Below are 17,094 nucleotides of genomic sequence, written 5' to 3' on the forward strand. Positions count from 1 at the left end.
TGGACGTCAGTCGCTTAGAAGGCGGCGATGTTGACGGTCAGGTCGCCCTGGTAGCTGCCGGCGAGCAGCGACTTGGAGGGGACCGGGATGTTGACGTTCAGGGCCATGGCCGACTTCCAGGCGCCGTGCTGGGCGCTGACGCTGTTGGAAGCGGCGGTCAGGACCAGCGAGGTCGGCGAAGCCGCGCCCGCCACGCCGACGGCGCCAGCGGTGTAGTTGGCGGTGACCGAGAACGGCAGGTTGGCCTGGAAGACGTTGGTGTCGTAACCAGCCGAGCTGTTGTTCACCAGGCCGCGGATGTCCGACTTGGACAGGGTCACGGTGTTCGAGGTGTTGCAGCCCGCCAGGTTGCTGTCGATCGTGACATTGGCCGGGGCCGTCATGTCGAAGGCGGCGGCCGGACCGGTGTTGTCCGAAGCGAAGATGCCGATGGTGCCGAAGTCGATCGTCTGCGAGTTGCTGCTGCCCGAGTAGTAGGCGCAGTCCGTCGACACAGCGCCCTTCAGGGTGAAGGTCGCGCCGTCCGACAGCGAGGCCGTGCCATTGTTGTCAGCCGACAGACCCTTGATCTCGATCATCGAGACATTGGCGTTGGAGTCGTTGATCACCAGCGGGCTGATGCCCTGCAGGTAGTCGCGACCGACAGTCGGCACGCCGCCTTGGGCGTAAGTTTCATTGATGGTCGAGTTGGGGTTCAGAAAACCCATGCCCAGACCAGGGATGTTGACCGTGGGCCCAGGCAGAGCGCCGGTCGTGGCCGTGGCGTGATAGACTTCACCAGCCTGAGCGGAGACGGCGGACAGAGCGAGGGCGGCGACGCCCGCGAGAAGCGAAACAGTTTTCATCTGAATTTTCCTGAGGTTCTGCGGACGGCGCCGAAGACGGAGGGGCCGAAGCCCCTCCGCAAGGCGTCAGTCGCTTAGAAGGCGGCGATGTTGACGGTCAGGTCGCCCTGGTAGCTGCCGGCGAGCAGCGACTTGGAGGGGACCGGGATGTTGACGTTCAGGGCCATGGCCGACTTCCAGGCGCCGTGCTGGGCGCTGACGCTGTTGGAAGCGGCGGTCAGGACCAGCGAGGTCGGCGAAGCCGCGCCCGCCACGCCGACGGCGCCAGCGGTGTAGTTGGCGGTGACCGAGAACGGCAGGTTGGCCTGGAAGACGTTGGTGTCGTAACCAGCCGAGCTGTTGTTCACCAGGCCGCGGATGTCCGACTTGGACAGGGTCACGGTGTTCGAGGTGTTGCAGCCCGCCAGGTTGCTGTCGATCGTGACATTGGCCGGGGCCGTCATGTCGAAGGCGGCGGCCGGACCGGTGTTGTCCGAAGCGAAGATGCCGATGGTGCCGAAGTCGATCGTCTGCGAGTTGCTGCTGCCCGAGTAGTAGGCGCAGTCCGTCGAAACCACGCCCTTCAGGGTGAAGGTCGCGCCGTCGTTGTTCGCGGCCGTGCCGTTGTCGCCTTGCGAACCGCCGAAGGCGTGCCAGGCCGAGATCGGCGAACCGGCCGACTGAGCGTTGATACGGTTCAGGCCGGCGGCGATGTCGCCGAGGAAGGTGCCGCCTTGGACGTTCACGGCCAGGGGGCCGTTACCGCCGAACTGGCCGCGGTTGATGGTGTCGGCCGAAGCGGCCGAGGCGGTCAGGGCGACGGCGGCGACGCCGGCCAGCAGGGTAGCGATTTTCATAACAAGTTCTCCAAGCGAGGTTTTGACAATTCTGTCGACCGAGATTGAGAAACCTCCTCGATCTGGTCGAGATACTAACGAAATGTAAAAAGTTACGTCAACTAAAAAAACAATGTTTTATTGTAAATTCAATATATTCGCCCACCAGGGGAAAATACTCAGATACAAATGAACTTACAAAGTCTGACAAAAAGACCGACTACTGATCGATCAACTTAACAACCTAAACTCTAGGTTGAAGCGTGACGTTCAGGGTTTCGACGTATTCGCCGGCCAGAAGACCCGCGCCTTGCGGTCTCTGGGTTCGGATCTGCAGACGACCGCCGCCGGCGGCGATGGCTTCGCCGCTGGTCAGGGTTTTGCGAGCGGTCAGGTCGGAGCTGGAATAGGCCGCGCTCATCATGCCGTCCTGCGGCGCCAGGGTCGGCACCGCGACATTCAGGGTATAGGCCAGGGTGCCGGCGAAAGGTCCTTCGCCGCGCGGCTTGGTGACATGCGCCAGACCACCGTGCGCCGATTCAAAGCTGAGATCGAAGGGCACGTTGCAACGCAGGCCGAAGTCAGCCGAAATGACCTCATTGCCCGTCAGTTCGCCGAGATCGATCGTGCCGCCGCCGGATAGACGGCAATCAGCCACGATGCGGCCGGTCACGGCCACATCAAAGCCCGAGGTGCTTTCGATCGAGTCCGCGCGCGCCACGCCAGACGCCATCGCCGCCATGACGACACCGACAACCGCGCAAGTCCGCACGGTGTCTCGGACGCGCTTCGCGCACTCCGCTTTGGAAGTGGTCAGAAACCAGCCCACCATTCGCCTCCCACAGCCGCCCTCTTGCGGCGCCCCCGCCACCAGGAGGGGGTTCGTTGGTCAGCGTTCCAAGAGATGTGCCATCCCATTTTGGCACACCCTCGCTACAGGTACGGCGTCAGCCCCTAGCCGCAAGGGTTAATGAAACGTTAACGACCGACGTTCTACGGTCATCGGCAAGCTTTGACAAGCTTTCGCTTCATTTTGGGACAGCGACGGTATGCGTCCAGGCCTTATCGCGCCTTGGCGCGGCGCCGCCAGGCGGTCAGCAGGTGCTCGGTATAACCGCTGGGCTGCTCGCGCCCCTTGAACACCAGGTCGCAGGCCGCGCTCCAGGCCGGGCCGTCGAAAGCCGGGGCCAGCGGGCGATAGGCAGCGTCACCCGCGTTCTGGCGGTCCACCACCACAGCCATCCGTTCCAGCGCCGCCCTCACCTCGCCTTCCGTCACCACGCCGTGGCGCAGCCAGTTGGCCAGGTGCTGGCTGGAGATCCGCAGGGTGGCCCGGTCCTCCATCAGGCCGACGTCGTGGATGTCCGGCACCTTGGAGCAGCCGACGCCCTGATCGATCCAGCGCACGACGTAGCCGAGGATGCCCTGGGCGTTGTTATCCAGCTCCTGCCGGATCTCGTCGGCCGACGGCGCCTCGGTCGCAAACGGCGGGGTCAGCAACGAGGTCAGGCCCGTAGCCGGACGTTGCGCGATCTCGGCCTGACGGCTCCAGACGTCGACCTCGTGATAATGCAGGGCGTGCAGCGTTGCCGCCGTGGGAGACGGCGTCCAGGCGGTCGAGGCCCCGGCGCGCGGATGGCCCGCCTTGGTCGCCAGCATCTCGCCCATGCGGTCGGGCGCGGCCCACATGCCCTTGCCGATCTGGGCGCGGCCCGACAGACCGGCCTTCAGGCCGATGTCGACGTTGCGGTCCTCATAGGCCTTGATCCAGCCGGTATTGCGGATGGCTTCCTTGCGGACCACCGGCCCGCCCTCCATCACCGAATGGATCTCGTCGCCGGTGCGATCCAGGAAGCCGGTGTTGATGAAGGCCACCCGCCCCTTCGTCGCCGCGATGCAGTTGGCCAGGTTGACGCTGGTGCGACGCTCCTCATCCATGATGCCCATCTTCAGCGTCAGCGGCGGCAGGCCGACCATCTTCTCGACCGCACCGAACACGGCGTCGGCGAAGGCGACTTCTTCGGAGCCATGCATCTTGGGCCGCACCACGTAGATGGAGCCCGCCGGGCTGTTGCGCTGATCCGCCGGGCGCTTCAGGTCGTGCAGGCCGATCAAGCCGGTCATGGCGATGTCGATCAGGCTCTCGGGAACCTCGCGCCCCTCCCCGTCCAGCACCGCGTCCGTCGTCAGATGCAGGCCGACGTTTCGGACCATCAGCAGACTGCGGCCCTTCAGCGTCAGGGCCGAACCGTCCGCCGCCGTATAGATACGGTCGCCGTTCATGCGCCGCTGCATCGTCTGGCCGTCCTTGACGAAGCCCGCCGACAGGTCGCCGCGCATCAGGCCCAGCCAGTTGGCGTAGACCAGCCGCTTGTCCTCGGCGTCCACCGCCGCAACGCTGTCCTCGGCGTCAGCGATGACCGACAGGGCCGCCTCGACCACTACGTCAGCGACGCCCGCCGGATCGGTGCGCCCGATCGAATGGCCGCGGTCGATGACGATCTCCAGATGCAGGCCGTTGTGGCGCAGCAGCACGCCCGACGGCGTCGCCGCCTCGCCCGCATGGCCGACAAAGACCGCCGGATCGGCTAGGCCCGTGGTCCGCCCGCCGGACAGGGCGACGACCAGTCGCCCGCCTTCAATGCGATACTCCACCGCCTCGGCATGACCGCCCTCGGCCAAAGGCGCCGCCTGATCCAGCAGGGCGCGGGCGCGCACGATGACCTTCGCCCCGCGCTCGGGGTCATAGCCGCCGCGCTTGGGCGCCTCGCCCAGGGCGTCCGTGCCGTAGAGGGCGTCGTACAGGCTGCCCCACCGGGCGTTGGCGGCGTTCAGCAGATAGCGGGCGTTGGTCAGGGGCACGACCAGCTGCGGCCCGGCCATGGTCGCGATCTCGGGATCGACATTGGCGGTCTCGGCGCGGATGTCGGCCCGCTCGGGCTCTATGTAGCCGATCTCCCGCAGGAAGGCCTGATAGGCGTCGGGGTCCGGTTGCCCCGGATGGGCGCGGTGCCAGTCGTCCAGTTGGGTCTGCAGTTCGCCGCGGCGCGCCAACAGGGCGCGGTTCTTGGGCGCATAATCCGCCAGCAGCCCTTCCAGCCCGGCCCAGAAGGCGTCGGGCGTCACGCCCGTGCCGGGCGCCGCCTCGTCGCGCACGAAGGCGTCCAGTTCGGCGGCGACGCTCAGGCTTCCGTGGCGGACATAGGTGGTGGTCATGGCGGCTTCTCCTTGAGCCCGAACCCTAGCGGTCAGCCCGCCGCCTAGCCACGGCGAAGATCGACGGCTATCTTTGCATAAATCGCAACGATGAGACCGCGCCATGCTGGCCGAGTATGAGATCTTCGTCCGGGCGCTGGAGGAAGGCAGCCTGTCCGCCGCCGCCCGACGGCTGGACCTGTCGCCCGCCGTGGCCTCGCGGCGGCTGGCGCGACTGGAGGACCGGCTGGGCGTGCGACTGATCGAGCGCACCTCGCGGCGACTGGCCCCGACCGAGGCCGGGCGGCTGGTCTATGACCGGGCGATGCAGCTGCTGGACGGGGTCGAGGATCTGGAGGCCCTGGTGTCGCGCCGCACCACCCAGGCGCGCGGCCTGCTGCGGGTCTCGGCTCCGACCTCGTTCGGGCGGCGACGGCTGGCCCCGCTACTGACGCCCTTCCTCGACGCCCATCCGCGACTAACGCTGGAACTGAACCTCAGCGACGCCTTCGTCGATCTGATGGCCGAGGATGTGGACGTGGCCGTGCGCATCGGCAGCTATGAAGCCACTGACCCCGCCATGCACCGCCTCGCCCCGAACCGCCGCGTCCTGTGCGCCGCACCTTCCTATCTGGCTGAACACCAAGCGCCGCAGACGCTGGACGACCTGCGCCACCACGCCCAACTGGCGGCCGAAAACCAGTCCGCCTGGCGGCTGGAAGGCCCCGACGGCCCCGTCGCCTTCCGCGCCCGCAGCCGGGTGCGGACCAATTCGTCCGAGGTGGCGCGCGAACTGGTGCTGGCTGGCGCCGGGATCGCCCTGCGCTCGACCTGGGACGTGGGGGATGAACTGCGCGACGGGCGGTTGCTGCGGGTCTTGCCGCAATATGCCGGGGCGTCCGACGTCGCCGTCTTCGCCCTGACCGCCGGACGGGCGCGGGCTGAAACCCGGGTGCGGGCCTTCATCGACTTTCTGACCGGCCTGTACGGCGATGTGCCAGAATGGGACAGGTAACCCCTTCCTTCTCCCCTTAAGGGAAAAGGTGGATTGCGAAGCAAGACGGATGAAGGGTGCGAGGAAACTGGGCTGGCGACTCCTAATCCAGCGTCGAGCCGACACCCCTCATCCGCCCCTACCGGGGCACCTTCTCCCTCAAGGGGAGAAGGGTCTAGGTTACTGCGCCGCCGCCGTCGTCGGCTTCAGATAGCGGTTCAGCCAGGTGACCATTTCCCACTGGGTGTGGCCGACCGATTCCCGCGCGCGGTAACCGTGAGCTTCCAGCGGCAGGACGACGTAGCGCACCGTCGCGCCATTGCCCTTCAGCGCCGCATAGAAGCGCTCGGACTGCACCGGGAAGGTGCCGGAGTTGTCGTCGGCCCCGCCGTGGATCAGCAGGATCGGCTCATTGACCTTGTTGGCGTAGGTGAAGGGCGACATCTCCGTATAGGTCTCGGTCGCCTCCCAATACGAACGCTGCTCGGCCTGGAAGCCGAACGGCGTCAGGGTGCGGTTATAGGCGCCCGACCGCGCGATCCCCGTCTTGAACAGGTCGGTGTGGGCCAGCAGGTTGGCGGTCATGAAGGCGCCGTAAGAGTGACCGCCCACGGCGATCCGGTCGCGGTCGGCGACGCCCAGAGCCACCACCGCATCGACCGCCGCCTTGGCGCTGGCCGACAGCTGCTCGATGTAAGTGTCGTTCGGCTCGGCCCCGTCCTTGCCGACGATGGGCATGGAGGGGTTGTCCAGAACCGCATAGCCCTGGGTCAGCAGGAACAGATGGCTGATGCCCGTCGGACGCACAAAGCGGTTCTCGGTATCGACCACCTGACCGGCCACGGCGGCGTCGGTGAACTCCGCCGGATAGGCCCACATCACCAGCGGCAGCGGCCCATCGCGGTCCTTGTCGTAACCGGCGGGAAGATAGAGGGTGCCCGACAGCTGGACCCCGTCTTCGCGGGTATAGGTGATCAGCTCGCGCTTCACGTCCGCCAGTTGCGGCGCTGGATCGGGGAACTGGGTCAACTGCGTCACGCCGCCGTCCAGATCGCGCAGACGCAGGTTGGCCGGATCGGTGCGGCTTTCACGATAGGTGACCAGCTTGCGGCCCGCGTCGTCCAGGATGCCGACGACGGTTTCATATTCGCCCTGGGCCGAGCGCCAGACGCGTTCCGTCTCGCCGGTCTTCAGATCCAGAGTGTCGAGGAAGGGATACTCGCCCTGACGCGTTGCGCCGTCGCCCTCGACGAAGACCCTGGAGCCGTCGGCGGTGAAGCGGATGGTCGAACGGCCGCGTGCGTTCGGCTCGACCACCACCGCGCCCGGGTCGTTGTAACGATCCTGATAATTGCGATCGACCAGAATGCGGCCAGCGCCGGGGTTCGACGGATCGACCAGGGTGCGGGTCTCGTGGCGGGTGTTGAACCAGCGGCTGTTGACGATGGCCACGTCGTCGCGACCCCACTGCACGCCAGCATAACGCTCCTTCAGATCGATCAGGGGGCGCGGGCGATCATTGAAGGGCGCCGGCAGCATGAAGACACGGTCGCGCACCTCTGCGGCGTTGCGCGGATCGCCGCCGTCCTGGGCCTCGACCCAGACCAGGGTGGCGTCGGCGTCGGCGCGCCACTGGGCCGAACGCGGGCCGGGGGCCACGGCGTCAAACGGCGTCGGAACATTGTCGCGCAGCGGCAGATCAGCCACGCGGTGAACCTCGCGCCCGTTCAGATCGGTGATGACCACGTCAGCCGGGAACAGGCTGGCGGGCACGACATAGGAATAGGGCTTCTTGGCGCGCGTCTGCAGGATGAAGCGGCCGTCCGGCGACACCGAGGCGCCGAGGAAGACGCCAGGCTGACCCAGGGTTCGCGCGCGACCGTTCAGCGGCACGATGGTCAGCTGGCTGGTGAAGTAGTGATCGAACAGGGCCTCGTCGCCCGCGTCGGACAGCAGGTCCTGATAGGTGCGCACCGGGGCCGCTCGGCCGCCGGTCTCGGCCACGGTCGGGCCCGAGGGCGGGCGCGTCACATCGGGGGCGGCGCGACGACCGGCCGGCACGGCCTGAACCAGCAGACCCGAGGCGTCAGGCAGCCAGCTGAAACCCGAACCGGCGGCGGCGTTGACGCTCGGTCCCGTCAGGCGCCGCGCCTGGGCCGAAGCGACGTCGGCGGTCCACAGCTCCAGTCCACTCGGCGTGTTCAGCAGGAAGGCCACGGCCTTGCCGGTCGGGGCCCAGCTGACATTGGTCAGGCGCGCATTGGCGGGCAGACCTGCGACAGGGCGGGCCGCGCCGCCCTCGACGGTCTGGAAACTGAGCCCCGTCAGCCAGGTCACCCGGCTGTTGGCGGGGCCGTTGTTCTGCGGATTGATGCGATACCCGGCCAGACGCAGCATGGGCTCGGCCAGTTCGGCGATGCTCGGCAGGCTGGAGCGATCTTGCAGCAACAGGGTCTTGCGATCCGGGCTGAGGCTGGCCGTCGGATTGGGCTTGGAATCCAGGATCTGGGCGATTGGCTGCGGCGGCTGCTGATAGGTCGGCGCAGCGGGCGCCTGAGCGGCGGCGGGCATGGCCAGGGCCGGCACGGCGGCCAGGATGACCAGAGCAGGCAGGGCCTGCTTCAACAGTTGACGACGCATGGACGTTTCCCCCGAGTTTCTTGCTGCCGGAAACTATCGCGGCGCTCTGGTCTAGGGGGCGGCTTGCCCAAGGGTCAACTGTAAAGCGCCGCCGGGAAGAGCTGTCTGCCTTACAGACGCTTGCCCGCCGCCCTCGCCCGCTTTATGGACGGGTAAGACCGCAATATTCATCAGACGGTGAAAAAGGGAGAGCGATGCGCAAGATCTACGCTGATGTCACGTCCGCGCTGGAGGGCCTGACCTTTGACGGGATGACCGTCATGTCCGGCGGCTTCGGCCTGTGCGGCATTCCCGAAAACCTGATCGCGGGCCTGAAGGCCTCGGGCGTCAAGGGACTGACCGTCATCTCCAACAACGCAGGCGTGGACGGCTTCGGCCTGGGCCAGCTGCTGGAGACCAAGCAGATCGCCAAGATGATCTCGTCCTACGTCGGCGAGAACAAGGAGTTCGAGCGTCAGTATCTGGCCGGTGAACTGCAGCTGGAGTTCAACCCCCAGGGCACCCTGGCCGAGCGCATCCGCGCGGGCGGCGCGGGCATCCCCGCCTTCTTCACCGCCACCGGCGTCGGCACCCTGGTCGCCGAGGGCAAGGAAGTGCGCAACTTCGACGGCCGCGACTATGTGATGGAGACCGGCCTGGTCGCCGACCTGGCCATCATCAAGGCCTGGAAGGCCGATGAGCGCGGCAATCTGGTGTTCCGCAAGACGGCCCGCAACTTCAACCCGATGATGGCCACCGCCGGCAAGGTCACGGTCGTCGAGGTCGAGGAAATCGTCCCCGTCGGCTCGCTGGACCCTGACCACATCCACACTCCGGGCGTCTACGTCGACCGCCTGATCCAGACCGTGTCCGAGAAGCGCATCGAACAGCGCACTGTTCGTCAGAAGGAAGCCGTCTGATGGCCCGTACCCGCGAACAACTGGCCGAACGCGCCGCCAAGGAGCTGCAGGACGGCTTCTACGTGAACCTGGGCATCGGCATCCCGACCCTGGTGGCCAACTACATCCCCGAGGGCATGGTCGTGACCCTGCAGTCGGAGAACGGCATGCTGGGCATGGGCCCCTTCCCTTATGAGGGCGAAGAAGACCCCGACCTGATCAACGCCGGCAAGCAGACGATCACCGAGATCCCCGAGTCGGCCTATTTCAGCAGCGCCGACAGCTTCGCCATGATCCGCGGCGGCCACATCAACCTGTCGATCCTCGGCGCGATGGAAGTGGCCCAGAACGGCGACATCGCCAACTGGATGATCCCCGGCAAGCTGGTGAAGGGCATGGGCGGCGCCATGGACCTGGTCGCGGGCGTCAAGCGCGTGGTCGTGGTCATGGATCACGCCAACAAGCACGGCCAGTCCAAGGTCCTGAAAGAATGCAGCCTGCCCCTGACCGGCACGGGCGTGGTCAGCCGCATCATCACCGACCTGGCCGTCTTCGACGTCAAGCCGGACGGTTCGGGCCTGGAGCTGATTGAACTGGCTGACGGCGTGACCCTGGACGAGGTCGCGGCCAAGACCGAGGCCAACTACACGGTGGCGGCCAATCTGGGCTGAACCGCGCCCGGCCGACTTGGCCGCCTGAAAAGCGAAACCCCGGCGACCGCGAGGCCGCCGGGGTTTTTCTTTAGTCCCGCGTCGCCCGAGGGGGAAACTAGTCCCGCGTCGCCCGGAAACCCTGCTGGTCCGTCCAGAGGACGATCTGGCGGCTGGCCTCGGCGGTGGCGCGATCGAAAGCGGCGACAATGGCCGACTGGCGGTTCTCGCCGGCGCTCTCGCTGACCGAGATGCGGTCCTCGGCCACAATGGTGCGGTCACCCGGTCGGATCAGGCGCAGCAGCACCACGATGTTGGCGTCCGGCACGGCGCCCGGCGCGGCGTAGGCCGCCTCGAAACGCCGCACGTCCACGCTCAGCAGAAGCCCGTCGCGCGTCAACGGACCGCCGCTCAGAACCGTGCAGGTCCCGCCATCGGCGAAAGCGTTGCGCAGGGCCTCCTCGAACAGGGTCTCAGCCGGCGACACCCAGCGCGCGCCCTTGATGTAGGCCGCCTCGGCCCCGGTCACCGCCAGGATGCGGTCGCCGCGCGCGGCCTCGGGGAAGTCCACCCGCCGCATGGAGACATGGACGTCCGGGCAGGCCGAGGTCGCGCCCGTTCCGGCATAGGCCGAAGCCCCGCCAAAGCGATAGAGCTGAACTGGATCAGGCGAGGCCAGCAGGGCGCAACCGGCCAAGCCCCCGGACAATGCGACCGACGCTGCAGCGATCAGAAGAGAAGAACGGATCACGGCTGCACCTCGATTTCCTTGGACGGCGCCTTGGCGATGAAATCGCGCGGGCTTTCTCGCACATTGTCGACCAACGACTGCAACGAGCGCGTCGCCTGATCCAGTTGGCGGATGGTGTCATTCAACTGCGGCACCGTCTGCGTTCCGAAGTCGCCCAGAGGGCCTTCCAGGCCCGTGGCCGAGCGGTTGATCGACGCGATGGCGGCCTGGGCCTCGCGCGTGGCGGCGTTGATGTTGGCGATGGCCTGCTTGCCGTCGCCGTCGATCATCTGCCGCGCGCTGACGCCCAGGGCCTGATACTCGCCGACTGCCGCGTTGGCCTTGGTGATCGTCTCCTCAAGCTGCTGGAACATGCCCTTGCGGGCCTCCAGCTCGGCCGTCAGGGCCTCGACGTTCTTCACGCTGGACGAGAAACTGCGGATGTTGTCGTCCGACATGACCCGGTTGATCCGGTTCAGGGCGTCAACGGTCTGGGCCAGCACCGTGCCCGATCCGCTGAGCAGCTCGGCGATGGGGCTGGGCTGGCTCTGGATCACCGGCACGACGTTGTCGGGGTACTGGGTCTTCAACAGGGGGCTGCTCGGCTCGCCGGCCGTGATCTGGATGTAGTTCAGACCGGTGATACCCTGAGGCTCCAGCTGCGCGCGCGAGGTGACGCGCACCGGGGTGGTGCCGTTCAGACGCACGCGGGCGATGACCTGATCCCCCTTCTTGGGGTCCAGGTTCAGGGCCGTGACCTCGCCGACGCGGATGCCGTTGAAGTGCACCTCGCCGCCCTCGGACAGGCCGCGCACAGGACCGTAGAAGACGATGTCATAGACATCGTAGTCGTTGTTGAACTGCAGGCGGGCCAACCAGATCGTGAACACGGCCAGCGCCAGCAAAAGGGCGACTGTGGCGATGCCGACGGCGGCGTAGTGGGCGTCTCTTTCCATCTCGTCCCGCTCTCCTCAGGCGGCGCTCTGGTGAGCGGCGCGTCCGCGCGGCCCCAGGAAGTATTCCTTGATCCACGGATGATCGGAACGCTCCAGTTCCTGAACCGTGGCTTTTTCAACGACGTGTTTGTCGGCCAGGACCGCCACCTCGTCACAGATGGCGTAAAGGCTGTCGAGGTCGTGGGTGATCATGAAGACCGTCAGATCCAGATCGTCCGACAGATCGCGGATCAACTGATCGAAGGCCGCCGCCCCGATCGGGTCCAGCCCCGCCGTCGGCTCGTCCAGGAAGATCAGTTCCGGGTCCAGCGCCAGGGCGCGAGCCAGACCAACCCGCTTGCGCATCCCGCCCGACAGTTCCGCCGGCTTCAGGTAGAGGGCCTCAGGCTTCAAACCGACCATGGCGATCTTCATCTCGGCCAGTTCGCGAATGGTATTGCGCGGCAGATTGGTGTGTTCGACCAGGGGCGAGGCCACATTGTCCAGCACCGTCAGCGAAGAGAACAGCGCCCCCTGTTGGAACAGGACGCCGGTGCGCCGCTCGACCTCGGCGGCCTCGGCCTTGGTCATCGCGTCGCGGTCATAGCCGAACAGTTTGACCGTGCCGCCCTCGGGTTGCTTCAGGCCGATGATCGAGTTGAGCAACACCGTCTTGCCGGTCCCGGAGCCGCCGACGACGCCGAGCACCTCGCCACGCCGCACGTCCAGGTCGAGGTCCTGATGAATGACCCGATCCCCGAACTGGCTCAACAGGCCGCGCACCTCGATGACATTGTCGCGCTTCGACGTTTCCTGACGCGGCGTCACAGGTTCAGCTCCAGGAAGATCATGGCGAAGACGGCGTCGAGGAAAATGATGGCGAAGATGGCCTGCACCACGGCCGCCGTCACCCGGCGTCCCAGGCTCTCTACATCCCCGGCCACCGACATGCCCTGACGACAGCCGATAGCAGCCACCACCACGGCGAAGACCGGCGCCTTGACCAGGCCGACCATCAGATGGGTGTCCATCATCGGGTCCTCGGTGATGCGCTGGATGAAGAAGGCCGGGCCATAGGCCAGCTCGCTCCAGGTCACCAAAGCGCCGCCGAACAGCCCCGCCACCATGCCGACGAAGGTCAGCAGAGGCAGCATGATGAGCATGGCCGCCAGACGCGGAATCACCAGGGCCTGGAAGGGGTCCACGCCCATGACCTGCATGGCGTCGACCTCCTGATTCATCCGCATCGAGCCGATCTCCGCAGCGAACGAAGACGCCGATCGTCCTGCCAGCAGGACCGAGGTGATGACCACGGCGAATTCGCGAAGCACCGACACAGCGACCAGCTGAACCGTGAAAACGCCTGCTCCGAACTGGGTCAGCAGGTTGGCGCCCAGGAAGGCGATGACGGCGCCGATAAAGAAGTTGGTCACGGCGATGATGGGGATGGCGTCCAATCCCGCCCGCTCGGCCTGGCTGAACCAGGCTGGCCAGCGGATAGCGCCGGGCTGCCTGAGCGCCAAGCCCACAGCAACGATCAAGCGCCCCAGGAAGGCCAAGGAGAGCATGGCCTCCGCCAGGAAGTCATAAACCCCCAGGCCGATCTTGGCGAACGTGCGCGTCACCGGATGCGAGCGACGCGGCGGCGTACAGGATTCACGGTCCAGCTTCTCGACCATGGCGTAGATGCGGCCCGCTTCGGGGCGCTCGCTCCAGGCCGTCTCCGGGATGGCCTGACCCGTCGCCTGGGCCAGCGCGAGGGCGCCCGCCGTATCAAAACGCCCAAGCTCGGTCAGGTCCAGCGCGACAACGGCGCGGCCAGCCAGATCCTTCTCCAGACGGTCGCCCTGCCGGCCGATGCCGGTCGTAGACCAGTCGCCCGACAGTCGCAGGATCGCCGCCTGCTCTTCCCCGTCCTGAATTTGATACTGTGCCGCCCGGCTCATTGATCAGTCTTCGACACTGGCGAAAGAAGGCCCATGGCAAGGCTTAGACCCAGCCGCGCCGCAGCTGTCAACGTCCGATGACTTCCCACTGGTCTGACCGACAAACTCGCCCTCCCTGCCTACGGCGCAGCTTTATCAACGTCGGTCGCGAGGTTTCGTTCAGCGTAGCGCCGCGCCGAAATCGTCAGCGCAGATAATCGAGCAACGACACCTGACGCAGCTGACTGACCACCTGGGCCGAAGCCTGAAGCGCGATCTGCGCCATTTCCAGCTCGGTCACCGCCTGCGCCATGTTGGCGTCAGTCTTGCCTGACAGGATGGTGTCGATCGAGATTTTTCGCGTTTCCTGCGATTCAATCAGGGTTTCAACGCGATTCTGCTTGGCGCCGTTCTGCGCCTGGATCTCGACGATCCCCTTGGCCGCCGCTTCGAAGCGATTCATCTGGGCTGTCAGGAAGGCGCGCTGAGCGTCAGTCAGCTGACCGGTCAACGGCGTGGCCTGATGAAAGGCCTGAACGTCGCGGAAAACATCGAACAGGCCCTGGCCGATATCGCTGGCCAGGAATCCGGTCTCCATGGTCACGGTCTCATCCAGCCACGACGTCTGCTTGAGCTGATCGTTCTTGAAGGCGTCGGCCGTCGCAGGCAGGGCCGTCAGGGCGGAAAGGTCGGCGACCTCCACCGAGCGCTGGTCGACCGAGCCCCCCGAAAACAGATACTTGCCCTGGTGCTTCACATTCAGCCCGTCCTGGGCGATCTGGAACTGAGATTCCAGCTCTGACATCAGGCCGTCCAGGCGCCCTGCGGCAATGGCGTTGGCGATGGCCAGACGGGCGGCTGTGGCGGCGTCGGCCACCCGGTCCATGGCCAGATCCTGGGTCGTCAGACGATCGGCCACCGTCTTTGCAGTGTCGATGAAGCCCTGGATTCGCGTCTGGCTGGACTTCATCGCACTGATCGTCTCGGATCCGCGCCCAAAGCCGACCAAGTCTGTGGCGTTCTTCTTGGTGTTGACCTTGTTCTGCGCTTCCTCGCCGCGCGACTGCGCCGCCATCAGATGCATCAAGGCCGACTGGTAATTTCCGAATGTCGCTACGCGGTTCATCGCACCATTCCGATCAGCGTGTCGTACATTTCCGACGCCGCCTGGATAAGGCGCGCCGAAGCGTTAAAGGCTTGCTGATATGTCGTCATCAGCACCAGTTCCTCGTCCATGTTGACCCCTTCGACCGAATTGCGCCTGCCGGTCGCCTCGGTGAACAGGGTCTGGGCGCTGGTCGCCCGGTTCTTGGCGATGGTGGCCTTGCCGCCGATCTCCCCGGCCAGCTCTGAAGCGTAACGCGACACCGACATATTGCCGCTGGCCGCGCCGCCGGCGGCGGAGAAGGCCGCCGCGGTCTGATCTGCGCCCGCCAGAAGACGGGCGCCGCGCCCGTCGTTCTTGCTCAGCGCGGTCGTACCGGCGGCCGCCCCCAGGTTCAATTGCGCCAGGGCCAGCTTCGCCGGATCCTTGGCGATGTCGCTGCGCACCGTGAAGCCGTCCGCGCGGGAGGCACGCACACCCCCCAGGCCAAACAGCTCGCTCATGGAAACACCGGACGGAACCTGGGTTGTACGGTCCTCCAGCACCGAAAGGGTCGGCGGCGGATCGCCGCGCCCGGTGAAAATCAGTTCGCCCGACGCGTTCATGCTGAACGTCCCCTGACGACCGGCTCCGGTCACCGGATCATTCAACGCCGTCAACAGCTCGGCCACCGTACCGGCGCCGGAGGGAACGGTGATGGGTATATCGCGGATCTTGGTACCCGCGCCGTCCGTGAACCGGAAGGTCAGGGCGTCGCCAGTCGGAAAGCCATGCAGAGAAGCCGGCGTCAGACCAGTGTCATAGAGCGCAGGGCGGTCAGTCGAAACCAGGTCGTTCAGGCCGAAGTAATGCGAGAAGCCACGTCCGGCCTTGTTGCTCGGCGTCGTGGCGTCGTCGGCGATGGCCACGCCATTGGCTCCGCCAGCGTTAATGCTCAGCACCCCGCCTGCAAAGCTGGCCGTCGCGCCGCCCAGTTGGCCGTTCAGCGCGGACAGGAAGTTCGCTGGCGTGGTCGCCACGCCGTTGATGGTGATCGCCCCGCCCGAGAAATCGATCTCGGCCCGGTTCTGGATCACGCCCTGGTCGTTGACGATCGTCACCGTCGTCTTGCCTGTGAAGCCGGCCAGCGCCGTTTCCAGTGACTGCCCGACATTGCGGCCGTTCAGAACCGTCGGCGCCGGAACCGACGACGAGGCGTTGTGCGCCCGGTTCAATTCGTCCGCCAGCCGGGTCATCAACTCGGCCAGACGGTCGGCCGCAGCGGGGGCCTCGATGTCCCGCAGCTCCATCAAGCCCTTGATCTCGCCGGAGCTCAGACCTTCAGACAGGGCTTTCTTCTGGCCATTGGGTTCTGTGACCCAGATCTCATTGAAATTCGTCTCGGACGACACCGCGCCGGCACGGTTGTAATCCAGCCTGGCCGCCCCCTGCCCCGCCAACAGGATGCCGGCGCCGGTGCGGATCTCGATCCCGCCGACCGAGCGGGTGGTGATACGCACGTCAATCAGCCCGGACAGCTCATTGACAAGGGTCTGTTGCGCCGTCTCCGCTCCGGTGGCGTCGGCATCGACCACCTTGGCCTTGGCGATCTCGACGTTCAGCTTCTCGATCTGCTCCAGCAGACTATTGGCGCGTTCGACCGCGCTCTGGATGCGGCCATCGGCGTCCTCTCGCACCGCCTGGATCTGTTTGGCGATGCGTGCGGACTCATCGAACAGGGCCTGGGTCTTGTAGATGGCGTCCTGGCGCAGAGGCCCAGATGTGGCGTTCTCGGCCGAGGCGGCGAAGGCGGAGAAGATGCTGTCGATCTGCGAGAAGAAGCCACTGTCCGCGCCCGGATCACCGAACAACGACTGGATACGGTCATACAGTTCATAGCGAACGTTCTGACGGCCGGCCTCCGCGCCGGCGTTCAGGCTGGCAGCCTGCAGGAAACGGTCGGTGGCCAGACGGATGCGCGCGATCTCGACGCCCGCCCCGACGCCCTGGTTGGCATAGGACTTCTGGTCGGCGATCTTGCGGATATAGCCGGGCGTGTTGATGTTCGAGACGTTGTCCGAGATGACCCGCAACTGCGTCTGGGCCGCACTCATACCCGACGTGGCGTTGTTCATGATCGAGCTGAGCGACATCAGCAGCCCCCCCCGCACGGGACCACCGGCACGGTCACGCCCGGCAAGCCTTGCTGGCCTGCGCGCAAATCTTGCCCGGCTTTCCGGTTCAGCCTTCTGGCCAACCCATTGATTTTCATAAACATAGACTTTCAGCCTCTGTGCGTTCGTTCCTCAAGTGGCAAATCGCGGGCCACGCCGGGCGGCGCCGGGCTCACCCGGCAAAAAGCGTAGCGGCGCGGCAAGAAGGGCCGACCTGGCCGCAACTGGA

At 66.1% G+C, this 17,094-nt stretch carries 14 protein-coding genes; 3 read left to right on the forward strand and 11 right to left on the reverse strand.

The features are described 5' to 3' along the window. Positions 1-14 precede the first annotated feature (14 nt). From IFE19_RS11300 to IFE19_RS11315, 4 genes are all read right to left on the reverse strand, one after another. Entirely contained in the window at positions 15-845 is an 831-nt protein-coding gene (locus IFE19_RS11300; protein ID WP_207822372.1) for a hypothetical protein, read from the reverse strand. A 74-nt stretch (positions 846-919) separates the two neighbouring features. After that, a complete protein-coding gene (locus IFE19_RS11305) occupies positions 920-1,681 on the reverse strand; it encodes a hypothetical protein (RefSeq protein WP_207822375.1) in 762 nt (253 codons plus the stop codon). Between the two features lie 223 nt (positions 1,682-1,904). Beyond that, on the reverse strand, positions 1,905-2,381 hold the full coding sequence (locus tag IFE19_RS11310) for a hypothetical protein (protein ID WP_207822376.1): 477 nt from the start codon (positions 2,379-2,381) through the stop codon (positions 1,905-1,907). A 341-nt stretch (positions 2,382-2,722) separates the two neighbouring features. Next, positions 2,723-4,876, reverse strand: coding sequence for a malate synthase G (locus tag IFE19_RS11315; protein WP_207822378.1), 2,154 nt, complete (start codon positions 4,874-4,876; stop codon positions 2,723-2,725). Between the two features lie 103 nt (positions 4,877-4,979). Between IFE19_RS11315 and IFE19_RS11320 the strand changes: the two genes are divergently transcribed. Continuing rightward, the gene (locus tag IFE19_RS11320; RefSeq protein WP_207822380.1) at positions 4,980-5,870 is read left to right on the forward strand and encodes a LysR family transcriptional regulator; all 891 of its coding nucleotides are present in this window, start codon (positions 4,980-4,982) and stop codon (positions 5,868-5,870) included. Between the two features lie 159 nt (positions 5,871-6,029). On the opposite strand, the gene IFE19_RS11325 is transcribed toward IFE19_RS11320, so the two are convergent. Then, complete coding sequence (locus IFE19_RS11325; protein ID WP_207822381.1) at positions 6,030-8,489, reverse strand: S9 family peptidase; 2,460 nt, start codon at positions 8,487-8,489, stop codon at positions 6,030-6,032. 194 nt (positions 8,490-8,683) lie between these two features. Here IFE19_RS11325 and IFE19_RS11330 point away from each other — a divergent pair, with 194 nt between their 5' ends. Then, entirely contained in the window at positions 8,684-9,388 is a 705-nt protein-coding gene (locus IFE19_RS11330) for a CoA transferase subunit A (protein ID WP_207822383.1), read from the forward strand. Further along, entirely contained in the window at positions 9,388-10,038 is a 651-nt protein-coding gene (locus tag IFE19_RS11335) for a 3-oxoacid CoA-transferase subunit B (RefSeq protein WP_207822385.1), read from the forward strand. The genes IFE19_RS11330 and IFE19_RS11335 overlap by 1 nt, the downstream gene beginning before the upstream one ends. Before the next feature lie 97 nt (positions 10,039-10,135). Here the strand turns inward: IFE19_RS11335 and IFE19_RS11340 are convergent, their stop codons facing one another. The 6 genes from IFE19_RS11340 to flgK all read right to left on the reverse strand — a co-directional run bounded on the left by IFE19_RS11340 (position 10,136) and on the right by flgK (position 16,844). Then, positions 10,136-10,768 carry an ABC-type transport auxiliary lipoprotein family protein gene (locus IFE19_RS11340; RefSeq protein ID WP_207822387.1) on the reverse strand — a complete coding sequence of 211 codons (633 nt, stop codon included), beginning with the start codon at positions 10,766-10,768 and terminating at the stop codon, positions 10,136-10,138. Next, positions 10,765-11,703, reverse strand: coding sequence for an MlaD family protein (locus IFE19_RS11345; RefSeq protein ID WP_207822388.1), 939 nt, complete (start codon positions 11,701-11,703; stop codon positions 10,765-10,767). Before IFE19_RS11345 ends, IFE19_RS11340 begins: the two co-directional genes overlap by 4 nt. A 15-nt stretch (positions 11,704-11,718) precedes the next feature. Next, the gene (locus tag IFE19_RS11350; protein WP_207822390.1) at positions 11,719-12,510 is read right to left on the reverse strand and encodes an ABC transporter ATP-binding protein; all 792 of its coding nucleotides are present in this window, start codon (positions 12,508-12,510) and stop codon (positions 11,719-11,721) included. After that, positions 12,507-13,628, reverse strand: coding sequence for an ABC transporter permease (locus IFE19_RS11355; RefSeq protein WP_207822392.1), 1,122 nt, complete (start codon positions 13,626-13,628; stop codon positions 12,507-12,509). Before IFE19_RS11355 ends, IFE19_RS11350 begins: the two co-directional genes overlap by 4 nt. A 184-nt stretch (positions 13,629-13,812) precedes the next feature. Continuing rightward, positions 13,813-14,733, reverse strand: coding sequence for a flagellin (locus IFE19_RS11360; protein ID WP_207822394.1), 921 nt, complete (start codon positions 14,731-14,733; stop codon positions 13,813-13,815). After that, positions 14,730-16,844, reverse strand: a complete 2,115-nt coding sequence (flgK, locus tag IFE19_RS11365) for a flagellar hook-associated protein FlgK (RefSeq protein WP_207822396.1) — start codon at positions 16,842-16,844, stop codon at positions 14,730-14,732. Before flgK ends, IFE19_RS11360 begins: the two co-directional genes overlap by 4 nt. Positions 16,845-17,094 lie beyond the last annotated feature (250 nt).

The sequence above is a fragment of the Brevundimonas pondensis genome (assembly GCF_017487345.1).
Lineage (GTDB): Bacteria > Pseudomonadota > Alphaproteobacteria > Caulobacterales > Caulobacteraceae > Brevundimonas > Brevundimonas pondensis.

Excerpts from the sequence above, each read along its gene's own strand:
- IFE19_RS11300 (WP_207822372.1), bottom strand. The coding sequence starts at position 845 with ATGAAAACTGTTTCGCTTCTCGCGGGCGTCGCCGCCCTCGCTCTGTCC.
- IFE19_RS11305 (WP_207822375.1), bottom strand. The coding sequence starts at position 1,681 with ATGAAAATCGCTACCCTGCTGGCCGGCGTCGCCGCCGTCGCCCTGACC.
- IFE19_RS11315 (WP_207822378.1), bottom strand. The coding sequence starts at position 4,876 with ATGACCACCACCTATGTCCGCCACGGAAGCCTGAGCGTCGCCGCCGAA.
- IFE19_RS11320 (WP_207822380.1), top strand. The coding sequence starts at position 4,980 with ATGCTGGCCGAGTATGAGATCTTCGTCCGGGCGCTGGAGGAAGGCAGC.
- IFE19_RS11325 (WP_207822381.1), bottom strand. The coding sequence starts at position 8,489 with ATGCGTCGTCAACTGTTGAAGCAGGCCCTGCCTGCTCTGGTCATCCTG.
- IFE19_RS11330 (WP_207822383.1), top strand. The coding sequence starts at position 8,684 with ATGCGCAAGATCTACGCTGATGTCACGTCCGCGCTGGAGGGCCTGACC.
- IFE19_RS11335 (WP_207822385.1), top strand. The coding sequence starts at position 9,388 with ATGGCCCGTACCCGCGAACAACTGGCCGAACGCGCCGCCAAGGAGCTG.
- IFE19_RS11345 (WP_207822388.1), bottom strand. The coding sequence starts at position 11,703 with ATGGAAAGAGACGCCCACTACGCCGCCGTCGGCATCGCCACAGTCGCC.
- IFE19_RS11355 (WP_207822392.1), bottom strand. The coding sequence starts at position 13,628 with ATGAGCCGGGCGGCACAGTATCAAATTCAGGACGGGGAAGAGCAGGCG.
- IFE19_RS11360 (WP_207822394.1), bottom strand. The coding sequence starts at position 14,733 with ATGAACCGCGTAGCGACATTCGGAAATTACCAGTCGGCCTTGATGCAT.
- flgK (WP_207822396.1), bottom strand. The coding sequence starts at position 16,844 with ATGTCGCTCAGCTCGATCATGAACAACGCCACGTCGGGTATGAGTGCG.